A 20098-nucleotide genomic window follows, 5' to 3' on the forward strand; every position below is an offset into this window, starting at 1 on the left:
TTCCCATGGCGGCGACATCTGCTATGCGCGTCGGGCATGGAACATCATGCCGATTCAATCCTGATCGTCGATTTCGGGAGCCAGGTGACCCAGCTGATCGCGCGCCGCGTGCGCGAGGCCGGGGTCTATAGCGAGATCGCCCCCTTCACCGCCGCCGCCGAAGCCTTTGCGCGGATGAAGCCGAAGGGGATCATCCTCTCGGGCTCGCCCGCCTCGGTGCTCGACGAAGGCAGTCCGCGCGTCCCGCAGGAAATCTTCGATTCGGGGCTGCCGATCCTCGGCATCTGCTATGGCCAGCAGGTCATGATGCACCAGCTGGGCGGCACAGTGCAGCTCGGCGATTCGGGCGAGTTCGGGCTCGCCTTCATCGAGATCGAGGATAGCTGCGTGCTGTTCGATGGGCTCTGGGCCGAGGGCGAGAGCCACCAGGTGTGGATGAGCCATGGCGACAAGGTCACCGAGCTCGCGCCCGGCTTCCGCCCGGTCGCGGTGAGCCCCGGTTCGCCCTTCGCAGTCGTCGCCGACGATGCCCGGCGCTATTACGCCACGCAGTTCCACATGGAGGTGGTCCACACCCCCGACGGTGCCAGGCTGCTCGCCAATTTCGTCCGCCACGTCTGCGGGCTGCAGGGCGACTGGACGATGGCCGAATTCCGGCAGGCAAAGATCGCCGAGATCCGCGAGCAGGTGGGCTCGGGCCGCGTGATCTGCGGGCTTTCGGGCGGCGTCGACAGCGCGGTGGCCGCGGTGCTGATCCACGAGGCGATCGGCAGCCAGCTCACCTGCGTGTTCGTCGACCACGGATTGCTGCGGGCAGGGGAGGCCGATCAGGTCGTCAGCCTGTTCCGCAACCACTACAATATCCCGCTCGTCCATGTGAACGCCGAGACCTTGTTCCTGAACGGCCTCGCCGGAGTCACCGATCCCGAGGCCAAGCGGAAATTCATCGGCAAGACCTTCATCGAAGTGTTCGAGGAGGAGGCGAAGAAGATCGGCGGGGCCGATTTCCTCGCCCAGGGCACGCTCTATCCGGACGTGATCGAGAGCGTCAGCTTCACCGGCGGGCCTTCGGTGACGATCAAGAGCCACCACAATGTCGGCGGCCTGCCCGAGCGGATGAACATGAAGCTGGTCGAGCCGCTTCGCGAGTTGTTCAAGGACGAGGTCCGCGCATTGGGCCGCGAGCTCGGGCTGCCCGACATCTTCGTGGGGCGGCATCCGTTCCCGGGGCCCGGTCTCGCGATCCGCATTCCCGGCGAAGTCACCAAGGAACGCTGCGACATCCTCCGCAAGGCCGATGCGATCTATCTGGAAGAGATCCGCAATGCCGGGCTCTACGACGCGATCTGGCAGGCCTTCGCGGTGCTGCTGCCGGTGCGCACCGTCGGGGTGATGGGCGACGGCCGCACTTATGACTATGTGCTGGCGCTGCGGGCGGTTACTTCGACCGACGGCATGACCGCCGTCGCATTCCAATATCCCGGCGACTTCCTGCCGCGGGTGGCGACGCGCATCGTCAACGAGGTCCGCGGGATCAACCGCGTGACCTATGACTATACGTCGAAGCCGCCGGGAACGATCGAGTGGGAGTGAAGGCGGGTAGCGTTACTGCTCCTTCTTGAACAGATCCTGGAAGATCAGCGGGCCCCAGATGCGGCCGCGTGCGTGGACCAGTGCGCCGCCTTCGGCCAGCTTGCCCAACGTGACGGGTGCGAAGCCGAGCTGTTTGGCCAAGGCCGCCACGGGGGCGACCGCGTCCTCGTCGTCGCTCGACAGGAAGACGACCCGGTGCCCTCCCTCGACAACCGGATCGGTGGCGAGGATCGGCGCAACGAGGTGATTGAACCCCTTGACGAGCCTGGCGCCGGGGAACGCCTTGGCGAGGAAGGCGGAGGACGGGAGGCCGTCCAGCTCTTCCGGGGAAACGCCAAAGGTGTTCGTGACGTCGACGATCGTCTTGCCTTTCCAGCTCGGCAGGGCCTTTGCCAGCTCGCGATGCTCCCAGAAGGGGATTGCGAGGAAGATCGTGTCGGCCTCGAGCGCGTCCTGCAGCGACCGGGCGACGACCGTGGGTCCGATCGCCCGAGCCTGGGGCGCCAAGGCCTCGGGCGGGCGGCGGCTCGCGACGGTCACGTCGATGTTCCTGCGGGCGAAGGCGTGAGCGAGGGCCTGGCCGATCTTGCCGAATCCTATGATTGCGTAGGTCATGATATTTCTCCAATCGGTGTTGATGTGGATTCCCGGCCCTTCAGATGGCCGAGAAGCCGCCGTCGACGGCCAGTTCCACGCCGTTCACGAAGCTCGAATCGTCCGACGCAAGAAACAGCGCGGCCGCCGCGATTTCCTCGGGAAGGCCCATCGTTCCGCGCGGGATCAGCGATTCGAACATCTGCTTCGCTTCCGGCGTGAGCACCTCGTCCTGCATCGGCGTGGCGATCGGCCCCGGGTGCAGCACGTTCACCCGGATATTCCGGCCCTTCAGCTCATTGAGCCAGCCGCGCGCGAAGGCGTGCAGCGTCGCCTTGCTCGCCGCATAGACGCTGTAGCCGGGGAAGCCTTTGATCGAGGCGACCGACCCGGTCATGAAGATCGATCCGCCATCGTTGAATAGCGGCAGCGCCTTCTGGACGGTGAACAGCGTGCCGCGCGCGTTCAGGTTGAAGGCCGTATCGAAATGCTGCTCGGTGATCTCGCCCAGAGGGACGCCTTCGCCCACGCCGGCGCTTGCATACAGGATGTCGATCTTGCCCTTCTCCCGCTTGACCGTGTCGAACAGGCGGTCGAGGTCGTCGAGATTGGCCGCGTCGCCGCGCACGCCGGTCACGTTCCGGCCGATCAGCTTGACGGCCTCGTCCAGCACCTCCTGCCGCCGGCCCGTGATGAAGACATAGGCGCCTTCCTCGACGAACCGCTTGGCGCTCGCCAGCGCCATGCCGCTCGAGCCACCCGTGATGACTGCGACCTTATTCTCGAGCTTACCCATGATTTTTCCTTACGTTCCGTCTTTGGTTGTTCGGGGAAGCCCCGAGAACCTGAACATGGGTCCGCCGCAGTCGGGCATTGAGTGCGGAAGTGCGCATATCGGTGGTGCGAAATCGATCCAGTCTGTTTAGGTACTGACTCGGAAAGGCGCACCGCGTGGTGCGGGATTGCACCATGATCGACTGGGATAACGTTCGCTACTTTCTTGCCGTCGCGCGTGGAGGCTCGGTGCGGGCCGCCGCCGGGCACCTGGGCGTGAACCACGCGACCGTGCTGCGGCGCATCGCCCAGCTCGAGGAGCGCCTCGGCGCGCAGATGTTCGAGAAGCTGCCTTCGGGCTACCGCCTGACGGCTGCGGGCGAGGAGGTCGTCGAGCTCGCGAACCAGATGGAAGCATCGTCGCACCAGCTGGAGACGCGGGTCTTCGGGCGCGACCAGAGCGTGCGCGGGCTGCTGCGGGTGACGCTGGCGCCGCCCCTCGCGACCCATTTGCTCATGCCGGATTTCGCCGATTTCGCGCGCCTGCATCCGGACATCGAGATGGACATTCTGTCGTCCGGCGAGCTGGCGAACCTGACCAACCGGGAGGCCGATATCGCGATCCGCGTCGTCTATGATCGCAAGACCTTGCCGCTCAATCTCCACGGCCTGAAGGGACCGGAGGTGTTCGGCGCCGTCTATATGTCACGCGATCGACTGGCCGCATGGCGTGCGGGTGAGCGCGATCCCATCCGGTGGATCGTCATCAGCATACACGGCGTTCCGGATTGGGCCGGCGAGGGCGAGGTTCGCACCAGCGGGGTTCCGTTCAGGACCACGGATGCGGAGGCGCAGCTCGCCGCGGTACGGCAAGGGCTCGGGATCACGACACTGCCGTGCTTCGTGGGAGATGCCGATCCCATGTTGGTGCGGGTGCCGGGCACCGAGCTGCATCTGTACGGAACGCTCTGGCTTCTCACGCAGGGGGAGACACGCAAGACGAAGCGCGTGCGGCTCTTCACGGAGTTCGTATCGCGCAGGTTCGCCGCCTACGCGCCGCTTCTCGCGGGGCTGTCTGTAACGCGAGACTGACGCCCGAGCAGGTCGCCGAGTGCAGGATGCGTACTCGGCTTGGTTTCTCGGATGGTCGTCTCTATCCTCCCGGTTGGAGGATAGAGATGCAAATCGGAATGATGCGCGGTCTGATCGCGGGATTCGCGCTGGCGCTGCTCGCCGGCTGCGGGCCGACGCAGGAGCCCGATGCCAACAAGTCGATCGTGTTCCAGGGCAATGCCGACGAGCTGATCGTGCCCAAGGCCGAGCCCGCGAACATCGCCAATGTGGCGGAAGTCGCCGAGCCCGCGGTCAATCTTGCGCCCGACGGGCTGAGCCTCGTGCTTCCCACCGGCGCGACGCGGCACATGGCCTTCGGAATGCCGCGCGACGTCACGACCCGGGCCATCGCCGCCGCGCTGGGCAGTCCGATCGAGGAGGGCGACAATCAGGAATGTGGCGCCGGGGCCTTGTCCTTCGCCAGCTTCCGCGGCGGCCTCGGCCTCTATTTCGACGGCGGCAAGTTCGTCGGCTGGGACCTTGACGGGCGCGACGGCGGCCGGTTCGCCACTGCGGCGGGCGTCGGCATCGGCTCGACCCGGAAGCAGCTCGAATCCGCCACTGCGATCAGAATCGAGGATTCGACGCTCGGCGTGGAGTTCAGCGCCGGCGACCTGTCCGGCCTGCTCAGCTCGCGCGATCCCGAGGGCGAGGTCACCAATCTCTGGGCCGGCACGACGTGCATCGCCCGCTGATCGAGCCCGCCATTGCCGATGACAAGGCGGCCGTGGTCGCCCTCTGGCACGCCTGCGGCCTCACGCGCCCGTGGAACGACCCCGAGGCCGATTTCGCCCTCGCGCAGGGCGGTGGTGCCTCGGCGGTGCTCGTCGCGCGCGGAGAAGGGATCGCGGGCAGCGTCATGGTCGGCTTCGACGGCCATCGCGGCTGGGTCTATTATCTCGCAGTGTCGCCCGATCAGCGCCGCACCGGGCTCGGCCGCGCTCTGATGGCTGCCGCCGAGGACTGGCTCCGCGCCCGCGGCGCGCCCAAGGTCCAGCTCATGGTCCGCGAGGACAACGCCGCCGCGCTCGATTTCTACGAAGCGCTCGGCCTCGAACGGCAAAAGGTCGCGGTGCTCGGCCGCTTCCTCAGGGAGGATGCATGACCGTCACGATGTACGGCATCAAGAATTGCGACACGATCAAGAAGGCCCGCGCCTGGCTCGACGAGCACGCGATCCCTTATGCCTTCCATGACTACAAGACAGCCGGCGTGGATCCCGCCCGGCTCGCCCGCTGGATCGAAATGGAGGGCTGGGAGACCGTGCTCAACCGCGCCGGCACCACCTTCCGCAAGCTCCCGGACGCCGACAAGGCGGGCCTCGACGCGGGCAAGGCGACCGAATTGATGCTGGCCCAGCCCTCGATGATCAAGCGCCCGGTGCTCGAGCATCCCGGCGGCATCCTGATCGGCTTCGCGCCGGAACGCTACGCCCGGGCGCTGCTTTAGGGTGAACCTATACAAGCTGTTGATTCATAACAGCTATATCGTGTTCATCGTGGAGCCCCTTACCGTCATCCCCGCGAAAGCGGGGACCCATCTCCGACAGTTTCCACAAACGCACCGGTGCATTTTGCCGCTCGCTCAGGAGGTGGGTCCCCGCTTTCGCGGGGATGACGTGTTTTAATATGCGCCCTCATCCTAGCCGCCGCGCCCGATTTCCGGTATTCTCGCTTGCAGAAAATGCATGGGAGGGATGCATGGCTACCTATCTTCGGCAGAAGCCTGCGGCGTGGTTCATGGTCGTGGCGGTGCTTCTCGTGCTCTGGGGGCTCGCGGGGTGCGCGTCCTTCTACGTTCACTTCGCCTATGGCCCCGACATCGATCCCAACGCCACCGACTGGGACCGCGCCTATTTCGCGGCGCTGCCGGCCTGGCTCAACATCGTCTATGCCGTCGCGGTCGGCGCGGGGCTGCTCGGCTCGATCGCCTTGCTGCTGCGCTCGAAGCTGGCCCAGCCGCTCTACCTGGTCTCGCTGATCGCGGTGGTGATCCAGTTCGGCTATATCTTCGCCGCCACCGACCTGCTCGCGCACAAGGGCGCCGCGGCCACCGTGCCGTTTCCTTTGTTCATCCTGGTGGTCGCGATCTTCCAGATCTGGATCGCCGGTCTCGCCCGGCGCCGCGGCTGGATTTCCTGACGCCGCCGCTTTAGCGGCGCAGCATGGCTTCCGAATTCGACTCGATCCGCGTCCGTGCCGAGCAGGTCGGGCTGTTCGAGACGATCGTCCTGCACGGCCGGCTGAGCGACGCCGCTCCGCTGACTGCCGCCCTCGAAGCGTCGATCCGCGCGCACCAGGCGCAACAGCCCGGCATCGAGCGCTCGAATATCGGCGGCTGGCATTCGAAGACCGACATGCTCGAATGGGGCGGGCCCGCCGCCGCGAAGCTCGCCGAGATGGCGGTGCGCACCGCGAAGCGCCTGTCGCATTTCGAGGGCCGCGAGGCGGCGACGGTCGAATGGGACGTGCGCATGTGGGCCAACGTCTCGCCTCCCGGCGCGCTCAACATGAGCCATTCGCACCCGGGGGTGCTCTGGGCGGCGGTCTATTATGTCGCGGCGGGCGAGGGGGCGGGCGGCGAGCTCTATCTCGAGGATCCGCGCTTTCCGCTGCCGCAAATGACCTTGCCCGGCTTCCGCGTGCTCGGCGTGGACGGTCAGCCCCAGCCAGTCGAGCATCGCATCGCCTCGAAGACCGGCGACCTCATCCTCTTCCCCGCGTGGATCCGCCACGGCGTCCGCCCCTATCTCGGCAGTGGCGAGCGCATCTCGATCGCGATGAACCTCAGCGCGCGATAATGCTTCGGCGCAGCCCCGGAAAACGCTAGAGGAGCCCCATGTCCACCTACACGCTCGACACCGGCACCAGCCGCGCCAATCCCACGCCCTCGCCGATGAAGCGACTCACCATCCCCGCGATCCGCGATCGCAAGGGGAAGGATCCGGTGGTGATGCTGACGGCCTACACCACGCGAATGGCGCAATTGCTCGATCCGCATTGCGACGTGCTGCTGGTCGGTGACAGCCTCGGCCAGGTGATCTACGGCCTGCCGTCGACGCTGCCGGTGACGCTCGACATGATGATCGCGCACGGCGCCGCGGTGGTGCGCGGCAGCTATCATTCGCTGGTGATCGTCGACATGCCCTTCGGCAGCTATGAAGCGAGCCCCGAACACGCGTTCGAATCGGCCGCGCGCGTCCTCGCCGAAACCGGCGCCGCGGGCGTGAAGCTCGAAGGCGGCACGGCGATGGCGCCGGTGGTCGAATTCCTCACGCGGCGCGGCATCCCGGTGATGGGGCATATCGGCCTCACCCCGCAGTCGGTGAACGCGCTGGGCGGCTATGGCGCGCGCGGGCGCAGCAATGCCGAACATGCCAGCATCCTCGACGATGCCCGGGCGATAGCCGATGCCGGCGCGTTCGGCATGGTTGCCGAGGGCGTGGTCGAAGGGCTCGCCAACGAGATCACCGCGGCAGTGACGGTGCCGGTGATCGGCATCGGCGCCTCCGCGCAATGCGACGGGCAGGTGCTGGTGACCGAGGACATGCTCGGCCTGTTCGAGCGCACGCCGCGCTTCGTGAAGCGCTACGACGATCTCGCTGGCCGCATTTCCGCCGCGGTTGCGACCTATGCCGCCGAAGTCCGGTCGCGGGACTTCCCGGGCGCCGAACAGGTCTATCCCGCGCGCGGCTGAAGGGCTAGCAGCACGCTTTCTTTAGGCGGAGGGCACGGCTAAGGTCCGCGCCCGCACCAACCCCACGGAGTCACTCTTGGCGCTTCCTCCCGGTACCACTGACGAAGCCTTTCTGCGCGAAGTCGACGAGGAGTATCGCCGCGATCAGGCGATGCACATCCTGCGCAACTATGGCCGCTGGATCCTCGGCGCCGTGGTGCTGGCGCTGGTCGCGTTCGGTGGCTGGCTCTACTGGCAGCATTACAGCGAGCAGAAGGCGGGCACGCAGGGCGAGCAATATGACGCCGCGATGCGCCTTGTCGAGGAAGGCAAGGCCGCGGAGGCGAACCCCGCGCTCGACAAGATCGCCGCCACCAGCGGCGAAGGCTATGCCGCGACCGCACGCCTCGCCCAGGGCAGCCTGTTGCTCCAGAAGAACGACATCAAGGGTGCCGCCGCGAAGTTCGCCGAAGTCGCGAACAATGCGAAGTTCCCGCAGCCTTATCGCGATCTCGCGCTGATCCGCCAGACCGCCGCCGAGTTCGACAGCGTCAAGCCGCAGGTCGTGATCGATCGCCTCAAGGGGCTGACCAATCCCAATTCGCCGTGGCTCGGCACCGCGGGCGAGCTCGTCGCCGCGGCCTATCTCAAGGCGGGCAACAAGGCCGAGGCCGGCCGGCTCTACGGGCAGATTGCCCAGGGCGGCGAGAAGGTCCCCGAATCGATCCGTCAACGTGCGGTTCAGCTGGCGGGCGTACTCGGTGTCGACGCCATCGATCAGTCGAAGGATACCAAGGCTAAATGAACAACAAGGTGAGGGTGGCTGCCGCTCTCGCGGCGCTCGCGTTGGTGAGCGGCTGCGGAGTCTTCAAAGGCGGCGGCAAGAAGACCCCCGTGCTCGGCGAGCGCGTGCCGATCCTGGTGTCGGAGAGCGACATCACTGCGGACAAGGGCCTCGCGGCGGTCGACGTGCTGCTGCCCGAGGCGGCGGCGAACGACGGCTGGCGCCAGCCGGGCGGCAATGCCGCCAAATCGATGGGCCATCTGGCGCTCGGCGCAAGCCCGGCGCGCATCTGGTCGAAGGACGTCGCCAAGCCGTCCAAGAAGGAACGCCTGGCCGCATCGCCGGTCGTGTCCGAGAACAAGCTCTTCGTGATCGACACCGATGGCGTCGTCCATGCGCTGGCGGCGGATACCGGCGCCGAATTGTGGCGCGCCAACACCGCCAATGAAGAGGGCAACAAGTCCGCGCGCTTCGGTGGCGGCGTCAGTGTCGAGGGCGAGCGTGCGTTCGCGAGCAACGGCCTGGGCGACGTCGTCGCGATCAACGTCGCCGACGGCAACGTGCTGTGGCGCAAGCGTCCCGGCGGCCCGCTGCGCGGCGCGCCGACGCTGGCCAATGGCAATGCCTATGTCGTCACGCAGGACAACCAGCTCTTCGCGCTCGCGCAGGATACCGGCGAGATCAGCTGGACGGTTTCGGCGAGCCTCGAATCGCAGGGCGTGTTCGGCGTCGCCGCGCCGGCCTCGGCACTGGGCACGGTGGTCGCCGGCTTCTCGTCGGGCGAGCTCAACGCCTATCGTTACGAGAATGGCCGCTCGCTGTGGGACGTGGTGCTCTCGCGCACCTCGATGTCGACTTCGGTGTCGTCGCTCTCGGACATCGATGCCGAGCCGGTGATCGATCAGGGCCGCGTCTATGCGATCGGGCAAGGCGGCCGCATGGTCGCAATGGATATGGCCAGCGGCAATCCATTGTGGGAACAAACCATCGCCGGCATCTCGACGCCCTGGGCGGCGGGCGAATGGCTGTTCGTCGTCACCGACGACGCCCGCCTGATCGCGATCGCGCGCGGCACCGGCAAGATCCGCTGGATCTCGCAGCTGCGCCGTTACCAGAACCAGAAGAAATCGAAGAACCCGATCAGCTGGGTCGGCCCGGTGCTGGCCGGCGGCCGCCTCATCCTCGGCAACAGCCGCGGCGAGATCGTCTTCGCCTCGCCGACCGACGGCAGCGTCACCGGCACGATGGACGTCAAGGAGTCGATCTCGCTCCCGCTCGTCGTCGCGAACAACACGCTGTACGTGCTGGACGACAAGGGTCGGTTGAGCGCGTATCGGTAAAAGCGATAATCCCCCCTCCCTGCAAGGGAGGGGCAGGGGGTGGGTAAGAAAAGGTCGGGCTCGATGCCCGACCTTTTCTTTTTATTCACACGGTGTCGCCGGGCTCGCCTTCGGCTCGCACCCACCCCCAACCCCTCCCTTGCAGGGAGGGGAGTCCTTCTTCACGCGGCGTGAAGAACGAAGTACGGCATTTCACAAGCCAAACCCGAACGGAATTCTTTGTGCCCCTTCCAACAGTCGCCATCATCGGACGCCCGAATGTCGGCAAGTCGACGCTGTTCAACCGGCTCGTCGGCAAGCGGCTGGCGCTGGTCGATGATCAGCCCGGCGTCACGCGCGATCGCCGCGAGGGCGAGGCGAACCTGCTCGGGCTCGAATTCCGCGTGATGGATACCGCCGGTTACGAAGATGACGACGCCGCGACGCTTCCCGGCCGGATGCGCGCGCAGACCGAGGCCGCGGTGCGCGAATCCGACGTCTCGCTATTCCTGATCGACGCCCGCGCCGGGGTGACGCCGCTGGACGAGGAGATTGCCCGATGGCTGCGCAGTACCGACCGTCCGGTGGTGCTGATGGCCAACAAGGCGGAGGGCAAAGCGGGCGAATCGGGCATATTGGAGGCGATGGCGCTTGGCCTCGGCGATCCGATCCCCTTTTCGGCCGAACATGGCGAGGGCGTGGTCGATTTGTTCGAGGCTTTGCTCCCGCATGTCGAGCGCGACGAGGAAGAGGAAGCGCCCGAGGACGACGAATCGCCCGATGCGCCGCTCAAGCTCGCGATCGTCGGCCGCCCGAACGCCGGCAAGTCGACCCTGGTCAACCGGCTGCTCGACGAGGACCGCATGATCACCGGCCCCGAAGCCGGGATCACGCGCGATTCGATCTCGGTCGACTGGGAGTGGGAGGATTTCGAAGGGGCCAAGCGCAAGGTCCGCCTGATCGACACCGCCGGCCTGCGCAAGAAGGCGCGGGTCGAGGAAAAGCTCGAAAAGCTCTCGGTGATGGATACGTTGCGCGCGATCGACTTCGCCGAGGTGGTCGTCCTGCTGCTCGACGCCACGCGCGGGCTCGAGGTGCAGGACCTCAAGATCGCCGATCGCGTGCTCCAGGAGGGCCGCGCGCTCGTCATCGCGCTCAACAAATGGGACGTCGCCGAAAACGCCTCCAGCCTGTTCAACGGGGTCAAGGGCGCGCTCGACGAGGGGCTGGCGCAGGTCAAGGGCGTGCCATTGCTGACGGTCTCGGCCGAGACCGGCAAGGGGCTGGACACGCTGATGAAGGTGGCGTTCGAGACGCGCGAGGCCTGGTCGCGCCGGGTTTCCACCGGCCAGCTCAATCGCTGGTTCGAGCGCGCGATCGAGGCCAATCCGCCCCCCGCGCCCGGCGGCAAAAGGATCAAGCCGCGTTACGTCACGCAGAACAAGGCGCGTCCGCCGAGCTTCATCCTGTTCGGGACGCGAGTGGACCTGCTCCCGGTCAGCTACCAGCGCTATCTGATCAACAGCCTGCGCAAGGAATTCGATTTCGGCGCGGTGCCGGTGCGCCTCACGCTTCGTGCGCCCAAGAACCCGTTCGATCACAGCAAGAAAGACTGACGGCCGCGCCGTAGCGGAAGATATCAACGCCCTGTTTACGTTCCCGAACTATGATCGCTCCGGTACCGTCGGGGGGTATGCTTGGGTATGGACGTGACGATCGGTAATGATCCGCTGGTGAACTGGGAGAATTTCCAGCAGGCGCGCTCCGAGCTGGGGGCGAATTTCGTGCGCATCCTCGGCTATTTCCGCGAAGACGGCATCAAGTCGGTCGACCGGATCGAGGACGCGATGCGCAGCCAGAACGCCACTGCGATGGTGATCCCGGCGCACACGCTCAAGGGCGAAGCGCGCCAGTTCGGCGCCGATCCGCTCTCCGACGTGGCCGAGACGATCGAGATGATCGCGCGCGGCTGCATCGAGCGCCGCGAGACGCCGACCGAGGCGCTCGAGCATGTCGTGAAGCTGCGCCCGCTGTTCGAGACCACGCTCGACATGCTCGAACGCGAGGCGAATCCGCTGGTGGCGCGCAAACCGGCTGCGTTCGGGCGCAGGCCGGTTCTTTAGAGATACCGTCATCCCGGCGAAAGCCGGGATCTCGTGCCGCAGACTGTTCGCTCGTTGCCTGAGATCCCGGCTTTCGCCGGGATGACGGCGGTGCCGTCTAGCTCGCTTCTTCGGCCTTGCTGTTGAGCTGGATGTAGTTCTCCAGCCCCATCCGCGCGATCATGTCGAACTGGCGTTCGAGCGTGTCGACATGCTCTTCCTCGCTTTCGAGGATATCGACGAACAGGTCGCGGGTGACGAAGTCGCGCACTGCCTCGCAATGCGGGATCGCTTCCTTGAGCACGGCGATCGCCTCGACTTCCACGGCCAGATCGGCGCGGAGGATCTCCTCGACGGTCTCGCCGATGCGCAGGCGGCCGAGCAACTGGAAGTTGGGAAGCCCTTCGAGGAACAGGATGCGCTCCGCCAGTTTGTCGGCGTGCTTCATCTCGTCGATCGATTCGTGGCGCTCGAGCTCGGCGAGCTTCCTGACGCCCCAATTGTCGAGCAGCCGGTAGTGCAGCCAGTATTGGTTGATCGCGGTGAGCTCGTTCTTGAGCACCTCGTTGAGGAATTCGAGGACCTTTGCGTCGCCCTTCATGGCTTTCATCCCTATGCTTTACCGGGATGCCATAGCGCTAAAAGAAGGTGCCGGAAACCGCAGAAATCCGCGGTTTTTTAGTTGCGAACGCTACGCAGCCGCACGCTCGGCGTTGATGATCTCGCGCGCGAACGGCACGCACTGGCCGCATTTCGGGCTGCGTCCGAGCGCGCGATACGCCTGGCACGCGCTGGTCGCGCCCTCCCGGGCAGCCGCACGCACATCGTTTTCCCGAATTGCATTGCAAACGCAGACGACCATCTGACCCTCACGCCTCGATGTCGAGGGATGTACGGCTATTGAGACCGATTCGCAAGGGTATTGCGAGGCATTCGCAGTTAAGATGCGGCAGCCCCGCGCAGCCTTTGCCGGCTTCCCCGTGCCAGGCTGCGCCACAACCACTCGAACGGCCCGAATCGGAAGCGCGCGAGCCACGGCTTCGACCAGAGCAGGATCATCGCCCAGATCGCGAGCACCACCGGATAGAGCTGCCAGCGCGACAGATGGCCGAACCAGCCGAGGCCATAGCCGTAGAACAAGGTGGTGCAGATCAGGCTGGTCAGCAGATAGTTGGTGAAGGCCATCCGCCCCGCCGCGGCGAGCCGTTCCGTCAGCACGCCGCCCGGCCTGGCGAGCAGCAGGATCAGGCATGCCCAGCCCGCGATCGTCGGCGGCCGCAGCGGCGCGGTGAGCGTCCAGCTGGCCAGCGCCACCGAGAACAGACTGAACTGCGCGAGGACGATGTAGACGGCGAGTGCCGCATAAGCGGGCAGGGCAATGCCCCAGCAGGCCCGCAGCCAGCGCCGGTAGCGCGCGCGGGGCCATTCGCCGCGCAGCATGCCGCTCTTCAACCCGGCCATGCCGAACAGCATGTAAGCCAGCGTCTCGGGCCCGTAGAACCACAGCATGGGCAGCGGCGTGGTGAGATGCTCGTCGAGCCGCGCGCGCAGGATTGCCGGATAATCGCCGCGAAACAGCGCGAGCTCGCGCGCGATCTCGGCCGGCGCCGGCATGCCCATCGTCTGATTGAGCGCAGCCAGATCGTGCCCTTGGTGCACTGCGATCGGCACTGCGGCGAAGAGCAGGATGGAGAATCCGATCAGCAGCACGCCCAGCGCCAGCAGCCGCTCGGTCGGCAGCGCGCGCAGGCCGAAGGCGAGCATCCCGACCAACGCATAATGGGTGAGGATGTCGCCGTGCCAGACCAGCCAGAGATGCGCGAGCCCGAATGCGAGCAGCCAGACCATCCGGCGGTAATGGACCGACGCGGCGCTCTCGCCGTTCGCCTCGGCACGCTCGATCACCAGCAGCATCGAGGCGCCGAACAGGAAAGAGAAGAGTCCGCGCATCTTCCCGTCGAACAGCACGAAATTGAGCGCCCAGGCGGCGAGATCCATGCCGTGCCAGCCGCCATAAGCGCGCGGGTTGAGATAGGCGGCCTCGGGCAACCCGAAGCTCACCATGTTGAGCAGCAATATGCCGAGCACCGCCACCCCGCGCACCACGTCGAGCGAGGCGAGGCGCGCCGCCGGCGCTTTCAGGCTGGTGGCGGGCAGGTCCATGCGTGGACGGCTACAGCCAGGTCGCGAGCTGCTCCAGCGACTTCTTTTCGAGCGCATGCGCCGGAATCGTCGCGTCGGCGCCGGGATAGCCCGCCACGATCACCATCATCGGCTTCTCATGCTCCGGGCGGCGGCACACGCGATTGAGGAAGCGCATCGGGTTGGGGGTATGGACCAGGGTCGCGACCCCGGCTTGATGCAATGTCGCCAGGAGCAATCCGCAGGCGAGGCCGACGCTCTCGGTAACATAGTAATTCTGCTTCAGATTGTCCGGATCCAGCCCGCCGCGGCGCTGGCCGAAAGCGATGATCAGCCATGGCGCCGTCTCCAGGAACGGCTTTTCGGCACCCGTGCCGAGCGGCCACAACGCCTCGAGCCATTCGCTGCCCGCGCGGCCTTCGTAGAAGGCGCGCTCCTCTTCCTCGGCGGCGACTCGGATCGCACTCTTCGCTTCGGGCGAGGACACGATGCAGAAATGCCAGGGCTGGCGATTGGCGCCGTTGGGTGCCGATCCGGCGGTGACCAGCGCCGCCTCGATGATCTCGCGCGGTACCGGCTCCTCGCTGAACGCGCGGCAGCTGCGGCGCGTTCGCATGGTATCGCGGAACGCCCGCGCGCGTTCGATGCGTTCGGCGTCGTTCATTTGGGGATATGGCTGCCAGGGCAGCGCCTCTGGATCGGGCATATCCCGGATGGTGCACAATTGGGAAAGTAAAAGCGAGTCAGAGGTTATCCTGAGCGATGGCGGCGCGATTTTCCTTGCGAATCACGAGCTTGAGGCCGGACCATATGTCGTCCACCGCGCACACCTTGATATCGACCAGCCCCCTTGGCAGCGCGACCTCGCGGATCACGTCCTCGGTCACGTCGGTTTCGACCTTCGCCGCTTTCTTCGGCCAGGAGACCCAGATGAAGCCGTTCGGCGCCATCAGCGGCTGCAATGCGGCGAGCTCGTTTTCGAGCTTGCTGCGCTCGGTGACGAACAGATGCGCGTATTGGAGCCCGTCGGATGCGGTCGGCTGTTCCTCGACCTGAGCGGCCTCGGGATCGATCGCTGCGCGCACGCTTTCGGGCATGTTGTGGAACCAGCAGCGCATTCCGCGCTTGAGGCCCAATTTGTCGGCGAGCGGCGTATCTGAATAGCCTGCGGTCATGGGCGTGCCCTCCGCGCCGGAGCTTAGTCGCAATCGCGGAAGAGGGAAGGGGGCGCGAGGCTGCACCACTTCCGTCACCCCCGCGAAAGCGGGGGCCCATCTCCCGAGCGAGCGGCAAAATGCACCGGTGCGCTCGTGGAAACTGTCGGAGATGGGCCCCCGCTTTCGCGGGGGTGACGTGGTTTTTGGAGACCCCGACGTCAAGCGAGCGCGGCGTCTTCGCCCATCAATGCCGGGAAGAAGCCTTCGTGCGCCGCGCGGAGATCGGCCAGCGATACCGTCCAGTCGCCTTCGTCGAGTTCGAAGATCAGGCGATCCTTGATCGTCCGGCCGAGGTGATCGGCGGGGACATCGGCCTTGTGCGCGGCGACCATGAAGTCGGCGAGGCACGAATCGCAGACCGTGACGACATAGAGCCCCTGGTCCTCGCCGAACAGCGAGCCGGCGATGCCGAAGGGCTGGGGCTCGTTGACCAGCGCACCGATCCCTGAGGCGAGCGCCATCTCGGCGACCGTCACGGCGAGCCCGCCGTCGGAGACGTCGTGGCACGCGGTGATCGCGCCCTTGGCGATCTGTTCGCGGATGAAGTCGCCGGTGCGGCGCTCGGCGGCGAGATCGACCGGCGGCGGGGGACCGTCCTCACGGCCATGCAATTCGCGCAGCCAGATCGACTGGCCGAGATCGCCGCCGCGCTCACCGATCGTGAGAATCGTGTCGCCGACGCCCTTGAAGCCGATCGTGCAGCTCTTCGCATAGTCCTGGAGCAGCCCGAGCCCGCCGATCGCGGGCGTGGGGAGGATCGCCGATCCACCGCCGGTCGCCTTGCTCTCGTTGTAGAGCGAGACATTGCCCGACACGATCGGGAAGTCGAGTGCGACGCACGCCTCCGACATCCCTTCGAGGCAGCCGACGATCTGGCCCATGATTTCGGGGCGCTGGGGGTTGGCGAAGTTGAGGCAGTTGGTGACCGCGAGCGGCGTCGCACCGACCGAAGTGAGGTTGCGCCAAGCCTCGGCGACTGCCTGGCGCCCGCCCTCGACCGGATCGGCGAAGCAGTAACGCGGGGTGCAATCGGTGGTGATCGCGAGGCCCTTTTGCGTGCCGTGGACACGGACCACCGCGGCATCGCCGCCCGGGCGCTGGACGGTGTCGGCGCCGACCATGTGGTCATACTGTTCCCAGATCCAGCGGCGGCTGGCGATGTCCGGCGATCCCATCAGCTTGAGGAGATCGGCGGCGGGATCCTGGCTTTCGGGCACATCGGCCAGCGGCGCCGGCTTGGGAGTCGGCACGTGCGGGCGATCGTAGAGCGGCGCTTCGTCGGCGAGGGGGGCGAGCGGGATATCGGCGACGACGTCGCCCTTCCATTTGAGCACCATCCGGCCGGTATCGGTGACATGGCCGATCACCGCGAAATCCAATTCCCACTTCTCGAAGATCGCCTTGGTGAAATCCTCGCGGCCGGGCTTGAGCACCATGAGCATCCGCTCCTGGCTCTCGCTCAGCATCATCTCGTACGGCGTCATGCCGGTCTCGCGCTGGGGGACATCGTCCATGATCAGCTCGATGCCGACGCCGCCCTTGCTCGCCATCTCGACCGAGGACGAAGTGAGGCCCGCGGCGCCCATATCCTGGATCGCGACGATCGCGTCCGATGCCATCAGCTCGAGACAGGCCTCGATCAGGAGCTTCTCGGTGAAGGGGTCGCCGACCTGGACGGTGGGGCGCTTTTCCTCCGAATCCTCGCCGAAGTCCGCCGAGGCCATCGTCGCGCCGTGGATGCCGTCGCGGCCGGTCTTCGAGCCGACATAGACGATCGAATTGCCGATGCCCGAGGCGGCGGAATAGAAGATCTTGTCCGTATCGGCGACGCCGACGGTCATTGCATTGACCAGGATGTTGCCGTCATAGGCCGGGTGGAAGTTCACTTCGCCGCCGACGGTCGGCACGCCGACGCAATTGCCATAGCCGCCGATACCGTGGACCACGCCGGCGATCAGGTGGCGCATCTTCGGGTGATCGGGCCGGCCGAAGCGGAGTGCATTCATGTTCGCCACCGGCCGCGCGCCCATCGTGAACACGTCGCGGAGGATGCCGCCGACGCCCGTCGCCGCACCCTGATAGGGCTCGATGTAGCTCGGGTGGTTGTGGCTCTCCATCTTGAAGATCGCCGCCTGGCCGTCGCCGATATCGACCACGCCGGCATTCTCGCCGGGGCCGCAGATCACTTGCGGGCCGGTGGTGGGGAGCTTCTTCAGATGGATGCGCGAGGATTTGTAGCTGCAATGCTCGGACCACATCACGCTGAAGATGCCGAGCTCGGTCAGGTTGGGCTCGCGCCCCATCGCGTGCAGGACGCGCTCATATTCCTCGGGCGAAAGGCCATGCTCGGCGACGATTTCGGGCGTGATCTGATTCATGCGTCAGCCCTTAGCGGCGCTCCCTTGGTTCGTCACCCCGCTTGCGTGGCCCCGGATCTTGCCGGGGTAAGGGCTGGTTAAACCAACGGCGGTAACTGGAAGCGATGTTGTTGCGGCCACATTGGATCGAGCGGTTCGAGGCACGCGGGACCGTGCCGGGCGGCGACATGCCCGAACTCGAACGACCGGCCGGCACTTGGCAATGCGATCTCTCGAACGATGCGTTGACCTGGTCCACGCCCGTCTTCGAGCTGTTCGGCATCCCCCGCGGCATCCGGGTCGACCGCCGCGATATCGTCGAGATGTACACGCGGGAATCGCGCGCGTTGCTCGATCGGCTCCGGAGCGAGGCGATCGCGCATTGCAGTGCCTTCACCTTCGAGGCGCAGATCCGCAGGCCGGACGGCGCGCTGCGCTGGATGCGCGTGAGTGCCGACGTGGTTTGCCGGAGCGGCCGGGCAACTTATCTCTACGGGACCAAGCAGGACATCACTGACGAGATCGATGGCTGATTTCTGTCCGGGGAAGCGTCAGAGTATCTCGCGCACCGTCTCCGGCGGGCGCCCCAGCCGCACGCCCTTCTCCGTCACCACCAGCGGCCGCTCGATCAGGATCGGATTCGCCGCCATCGCGTCGAGGATCGTGTCGTCGTCGGCGCCCTCGAGCGGCTTGGCGGCATCCTCGGCGATGCGCAGCCCTTCACGCGCAGTCATGCCCGCCCGGACATAGAGCCGCGCCAGTTCGTCGCGCGAGGGCGGCGTCTTGAGATATTCGACGATCTCGACCTCGATGCCCGGCGTGTCGTTCAAGATCGCCAGCGTCTCGCGCGACTTCGAGCAGCGCGGATTATGGTAGATCGTGGCCTTCATTCACCCATCCGTTCGTCCCCGGACTGGATCCGGGGTTGTCGAAGCACGGAATTGCTCGACCTGAGCCAGGGAAAGTCGCCCTTCGACAAGCTCAGGGCGAACGGGTGGCTATTGCGCGTCCTGCTTCGCCAGCCACTCTTCGAGCCATTTGATCGTGTACGCGCCCTGCTGGAACTCGGGATCGTCGAGCAAGGCCTGGTGCAAGGGAATCGTCGTCTTCATTCCCTCGATCACGAACTCCTCCAGCGCGCGGCGCAGCCGCATCAGGCAGCGCTCGCGGGTCGAGCCATAGACGATCAGCTTGGCGATCATGCTGTCGTAGTACGGCGGCACCCGGTAGCCGGTGTAGAGCCCGCTATCGACGCGGACGTGCATGCCGCCGGGTGCGTGGAACTGCTTCACCGTCCCCGGCGAGGGCGCGAAGGTCCGCGGATCCTCGGCGTTGATCCGGCATTCGATGGCATGGCCGTGGAACTGGATATTCTCCTGCGTGCACGACAGCCCATGCCCTTCGGCGACGCGGATCTGCTCGCGGACGAGATCGAGGCCGGTGATCATCTCGGTCACCGGATGCTCGACCTGCAGGCGGGTGTTCATCTCGATGAAGTAGAACTCGCCATTCTCCCACAGGAACTCGATCGTCCCCGCGCCGCGATAGCCCATATCGGCCATCGCCTTGGCGCAGATCCCGCCGATCCGCTCGCGATCGGCTTGGCCGAGCACGGGGGAGGGGGCTTCCTCCAGCACCTTCTGGTGGCGGCGCTGGAGCGAGCAATCGCGCTCGCCCAAATGGACGGCATTGCCGTTGCCGTCACCGAACACCTGGATCTCGATATGGCGCGGATTGCCGAGATATTTCTCGAGATAGACGGTGGCGTCGCCGAACGCGGCCTTCGCCTCGCTGCCGGCCTGCTGCATCAAGGTCTCGAGCTGGTCCTCGGACGTGCACACCTTCATGCCGCGCCCGCCGCCGCCGGAAGCCGCCTTGATGATCACCGGATAGCCGGCCTTCGCCGCGATCGCCTTCGCCTCGGCGAGGTCGCTGATCGCGCCGTCCGACCCAGGGACGAGAGGCAGGCCGAGCGCGCCCGCGGTGCGCTTGGCCTCGATCTTGTCGCCCATCGTGCGGATATGCTCGGGCTTGGGCCCGACGAAGATGATCCCGTGCGCCTCCACGATCTCGGCGAACTGGGCGTTCTCCGAGAGGAAGCCGTAGCCCGGGTGGATCGCATCGGCGCCCGAGATCTCGGCAGCGCTGATGATGTTGGGGATGTTGAGATAGCTCTCGGTCGCGCTCGGCGGCCCGATGCAGATCGCCTCGTCCGCCAGCCGCACGTGCATCGCGTCGCTGTCCGCGGTCGAGTGCACCGCGACGGTTTTGATCCCCATCTCGTGGCAGGCACGGTGGATGCGGAGCGCGATCTCGCCGCGATTGGCGATGAGGAGTTTCTTGATCTCAGGCATTTTGCGGCTTCCGAACCCTACCGTTCGCCCTGAGCTTGTCGAAGGGCTGCTTTTCTATAGTCCCGAAGAAGAAC

Annotated in this window: 23 protein-coding genes; 13 read left to right on the forward strand and 10 right to left on the reverse strand. The window is 66.1% G+C overall.

What is annotated here, in order from left to right:
• Positions 1 to 36: 36 nt before the first annotated feature.
• Positions 37 to 1593: a glutamine-hydrolyzing GMP synthase gene (guaA, locus tag ASE13_RS04165; RefSeq protein ID WP_056611816.1), complete on the forward strand. Its 1557-nt coding sequence runs from the start codon at positions 37 to 39 to the stop codon at positions 1591 to 1593.
• A gap of 12 nt (positions 1594 to 1605) precedes the next feature.
• On the opposite strand, the gene ASE13_RS04170 is transcribed toward guaA, so the two are convergent.
• A complete protein-coding gene (locus ASE13_RS04170) occupies positions 1606 to 2208 on the reverse strand; it encodes an NADPH-dependent F420 reductase (protein WP_056611819.1) in 603 nt (200 codons plus the stop codon).
• Positions 2209 to 2248: 40 nt separating this feature from the next.
• On the reverse strand, positions 2249 to 2983 hold the full coding sequence (locus ASE13_RS04175; protein WP_056611822.1) for an SDR family NAD(P)-dependent oxidoreductase: 735 nt from the start codon (positions 2981 to 2983) through the stop codon (positions 2249 to 2251).
• A 173-nt stretch (positions 2984 to 3156) separates the two neighbouring features.
• Between ASE13_RS04175 and ASE13_RS04180 the strand changes: the two genes are divergently transcribed.
• From ASE13_RS04180 to ASE13_RS04230, 11 genes are all read left to right on the forward strand, one after another.
• Positions 3157 to 4053 carry a LysR family transcriptional regulator gene (locus ASE13_RS04180; protein WP_056611824.1) on the forward strand — a complete coding sequence of 299 codons (897 nt, stop codon included), beginning with the start codon at positions 3157 to 3159 and terminating at the stop codon, positions 4051 to 4053.
• Between the two features lie 86 nt (positions 4054 to 4139).
• Positions 4140 to 4769 carry a hypothetical protein gene (locus tag ASE13_RS04185; RefSeq protein WP_156404733.1) on the forward strand — a complete coding sequence of 210 codons (630 nt, stop codon included), beginning with the start codon at positions 4140 to 4142 and terminating at the stop codon, positions 4767 to 4769.
• Positions 4754 to 5179, forward strand: coding sequence for a GNAT family acetyltransferase (locus tag ASE13_RS04190; protein ID WP_056611829.1), 426 nt, complete (start codon positions 4754 to 4756; stop codon positions 5177 to 5179). The genes ASE13_RS04185 and ASE13_RS04190 overlap by 16 nt, the downstream gene beginning before the upstream one ends.
• Complete coding sequence (locus ASE13_RS04195; protein WP_056611832.1) at positions 5176 to 5523, forward strand: ArsC family reductase; 348 nt, start codon at positions 5176 to 5178, stop codon at positions 5521 to 5523. Before ASE13_RS04190 ends, ASE13_RS04195 begins: the two co-directional genes overlap by 4 nt.
• A gap of 251 nt (positions 5524 to 5774) precedes the next feature.
• Complete coding sequence (locus tag ASE13_RS04200) at positions 5775 to 6215, forward strand: hypothetical protein (RefSeq protein ID WP_056611835.1); 441 nt, start codon at positions 5775 to 5777, stop codon at positions 6213 to 6215.
• A gap of 23 nt (positions 6216 to 6238) precedes the next feature.
• Positions 6239 to 6874 (forward strand): TIGR02466 family protein, encoded by a 636-nt coding sequence (locus ASE13_RS04205; protein WP_056611838.1) that lies wholly within the window; start codon positions 6239 to 6241, stop codon positions 6872 to 6874.
• A gap of 38 nt (positions 6875 to 6912) precedes the next feature.
• Positions 6913 to 7770 (forward strand): 3-methyl-2-oxobutanoate hydroxymethyltransferase, encoded by an 858-nt coding sequence (gene panB / locus ASE13_RS04210; protein WP_056611841.1) that lies wholly within the window; start codon positions 6913 to 6915, stop codon positions 7768 to 7770.
• 76 nt (positions 7771 to 7846) lie between these two features.
• A complete protein-coding gene (locus ASE13_RS04215; RefSeq protein WP_056611845.1) occupies positions 7847 to 8554 on the forward strand; it encodes a tetratricopeptide repeat protein in 708 nt (235 codons plus the stop codon).
• Positions 8551 to 9873, forward strand: a complete 1323-nt coding sequence (locus ASE13_RS04220; protein ID WP_056611848.1) for a PQQ-like beta-propeller repeat protein — start codon at positions 8551 to 8553, stop codon at positions 9871 to 9873. Before ASE13_RS04215 ends, ASE13_RS04220 begins: the two co-directional genes overlap by 4 nt.
• A gap of 221 nt (positions 9874 to 10094) precedes the next feature.
• Positions 10095 to 11468 carry a ribosome biogenesis GTPase Der gene (gene der / locus ASE13_RS04225; RefSeq protein ID WP_056611851.1) on the forward strand — a complete coding sequence of 458 codons (1374 nt, stop codon included), beginning with the start codon at positions 10095 to 10097 and terminating at the stop codon, positions 11466 to 11468.
• Between the two features lie 93 nt (positions 11469 to 11561).
• A complete protein-coding gene (locus tag ASE13_RS04230; protein ID WP_414885301.1) occupies positions 11562 to 11975 on the forward strand; it encodes an Hpt domain-containing protein in 414 nt (137 codons plus the stop codon).
• 97 nt (positions 11976 to 12072) lie between these two features.
• Here the strand turns inward: ASE13_RS04230 and bfr are convergent, their stop codons facing one another.
• From bfr to purL, 6 genes are all read right to left on the reverse strand, one after another.
• Positions 12073 to 12555: a bacterioferritin gene (bfr, locus tag ASE13_RS04235; RefSeq protein ID WP_025556858.1), complete on the reverse strand. Its 483-nt coding sequence runs from the start codon at positions 12553 to 12555 to the stop codon at positions 12073 to 12075.
• Positions 12556 to 12645: 90 nt separating this feature from the next.
• Positions 12646 to 12816, reverse strand: a complete 171-nt coding sequence (locus ASE13_RS04240) for a bacterioferritin-associated ferredoxin (RefSeq protein WP_056611857.1) — start codon at positions 12814 to 12816, stop codon at positions 12646 to 12648.
• 77 nt (positions 12817 to 12893) lie between these two features.
• On the reverse strand, positions 12894 to 14117 hold the full coding sequence (locus ASE13_RS04245; RefSeq protein WP_056611861.1) for a DUF418 domain-containing protein: 1224 nt from the start codon (positions 14115 to 14117) through the stop codon (positions 12894 to 12896).
• Positions 14118 to 14127: 10 nt separating this feature from the next.
• Positions 14128 to 14760, reverse strand: coding sequence for a nitroreductase family protein (locus ASE13_RS04250; protein WP_235536834.1), 633 nt, complete (start codon positions 14758 to 14760; stop codon positions 14128 to 14130).
• A gap of 79 nt (positions 14761 to 14839) precedes the next feature.
• Positions 14840 to 15271, reverse strand: a complete 432-nt coding sequence (locus ASE13_RS04255; protein ID WP_056611865.1) for a DUF3052 family protein — start codon at positions 15269 to 15271, stop codon at positions 14840 to 14842.
• A gap of 200 nt (positions 15272 to 15471) precedes the next feature.
• A complete protein-coding gene (gene purL, locus ASE13_RS04260; RefSeq protein ID WP_056611868.1) occupies positions 15472 to 17691 on the reverse strand; it encodes a phosphoribosylformylglycinamidine synthase subunit PurL in 2220 nt (739 codons plus the stop codon).
• A gap of 107 nt (positions 17692 to 17798) precedes the next feature.
• On the opposite strand from purL, the gene ASE13_RS04265 reads away from it, so the two are divergent.
• The gene (locus tag ASE13_RS04265) at positions 17799 to 18203 is read left to right on the forward strand and encodes a PAS domain-containing protein (RefSeq protein WP_235536835.1); all 405 of its coding nucleotides are present in this window, start codon (positions 17799 to 17801) and stop codon (positions 18201 to 18203) included.
• 18 nt (positions 18204 to 18221) lie between these two features.
• On the opposite strand, the gene arsC is transcribed toward ASE13_RS04265, so the two are convergent.
• The gene (gene arsC, locus ASE13_RS04270; RefSeq protein ID WP_056611871.1) at positions 18222 to 18560 is read right to left on the reverse strand and encodes an arsenate reductase (glutaredoxin); all 339 of its coding nucleotides are present in this window, start codon (positions 18558 to 18560) and stop codon (positions 18222 to 18224) included.
• A 108-nt stretch (positions 18561 to 18668) separates the two neighbouring features.
• The gene (accC, locus tag ASE13_RS04275) at positions 18669 to 20024 is read right to left on the reverse strand and encodes an acetyl-CoA carboxylase biotin carboxylase subunit (RefSeq protein ID WP_056611874.1); all 1356 of its coding nucleotides are present in this window, start codon (positions 20022 to 20024) and stop codon (positions 18669 to 18671) included.
• Positions 20025 to 20098 lie beyond the last annotated feature (74 nt).

It is taken from the genome of Sphingomonas sp. Root241 (genome assembly GCF_001428865.1).
In the GTDB taxonomy this organism is placed as follows: domain Bacteria; phylum Pseudomonadota; class Alphaproteobacteria; order Sphingomonadales; family Sphingomonadaceae; genus Sphingomonas.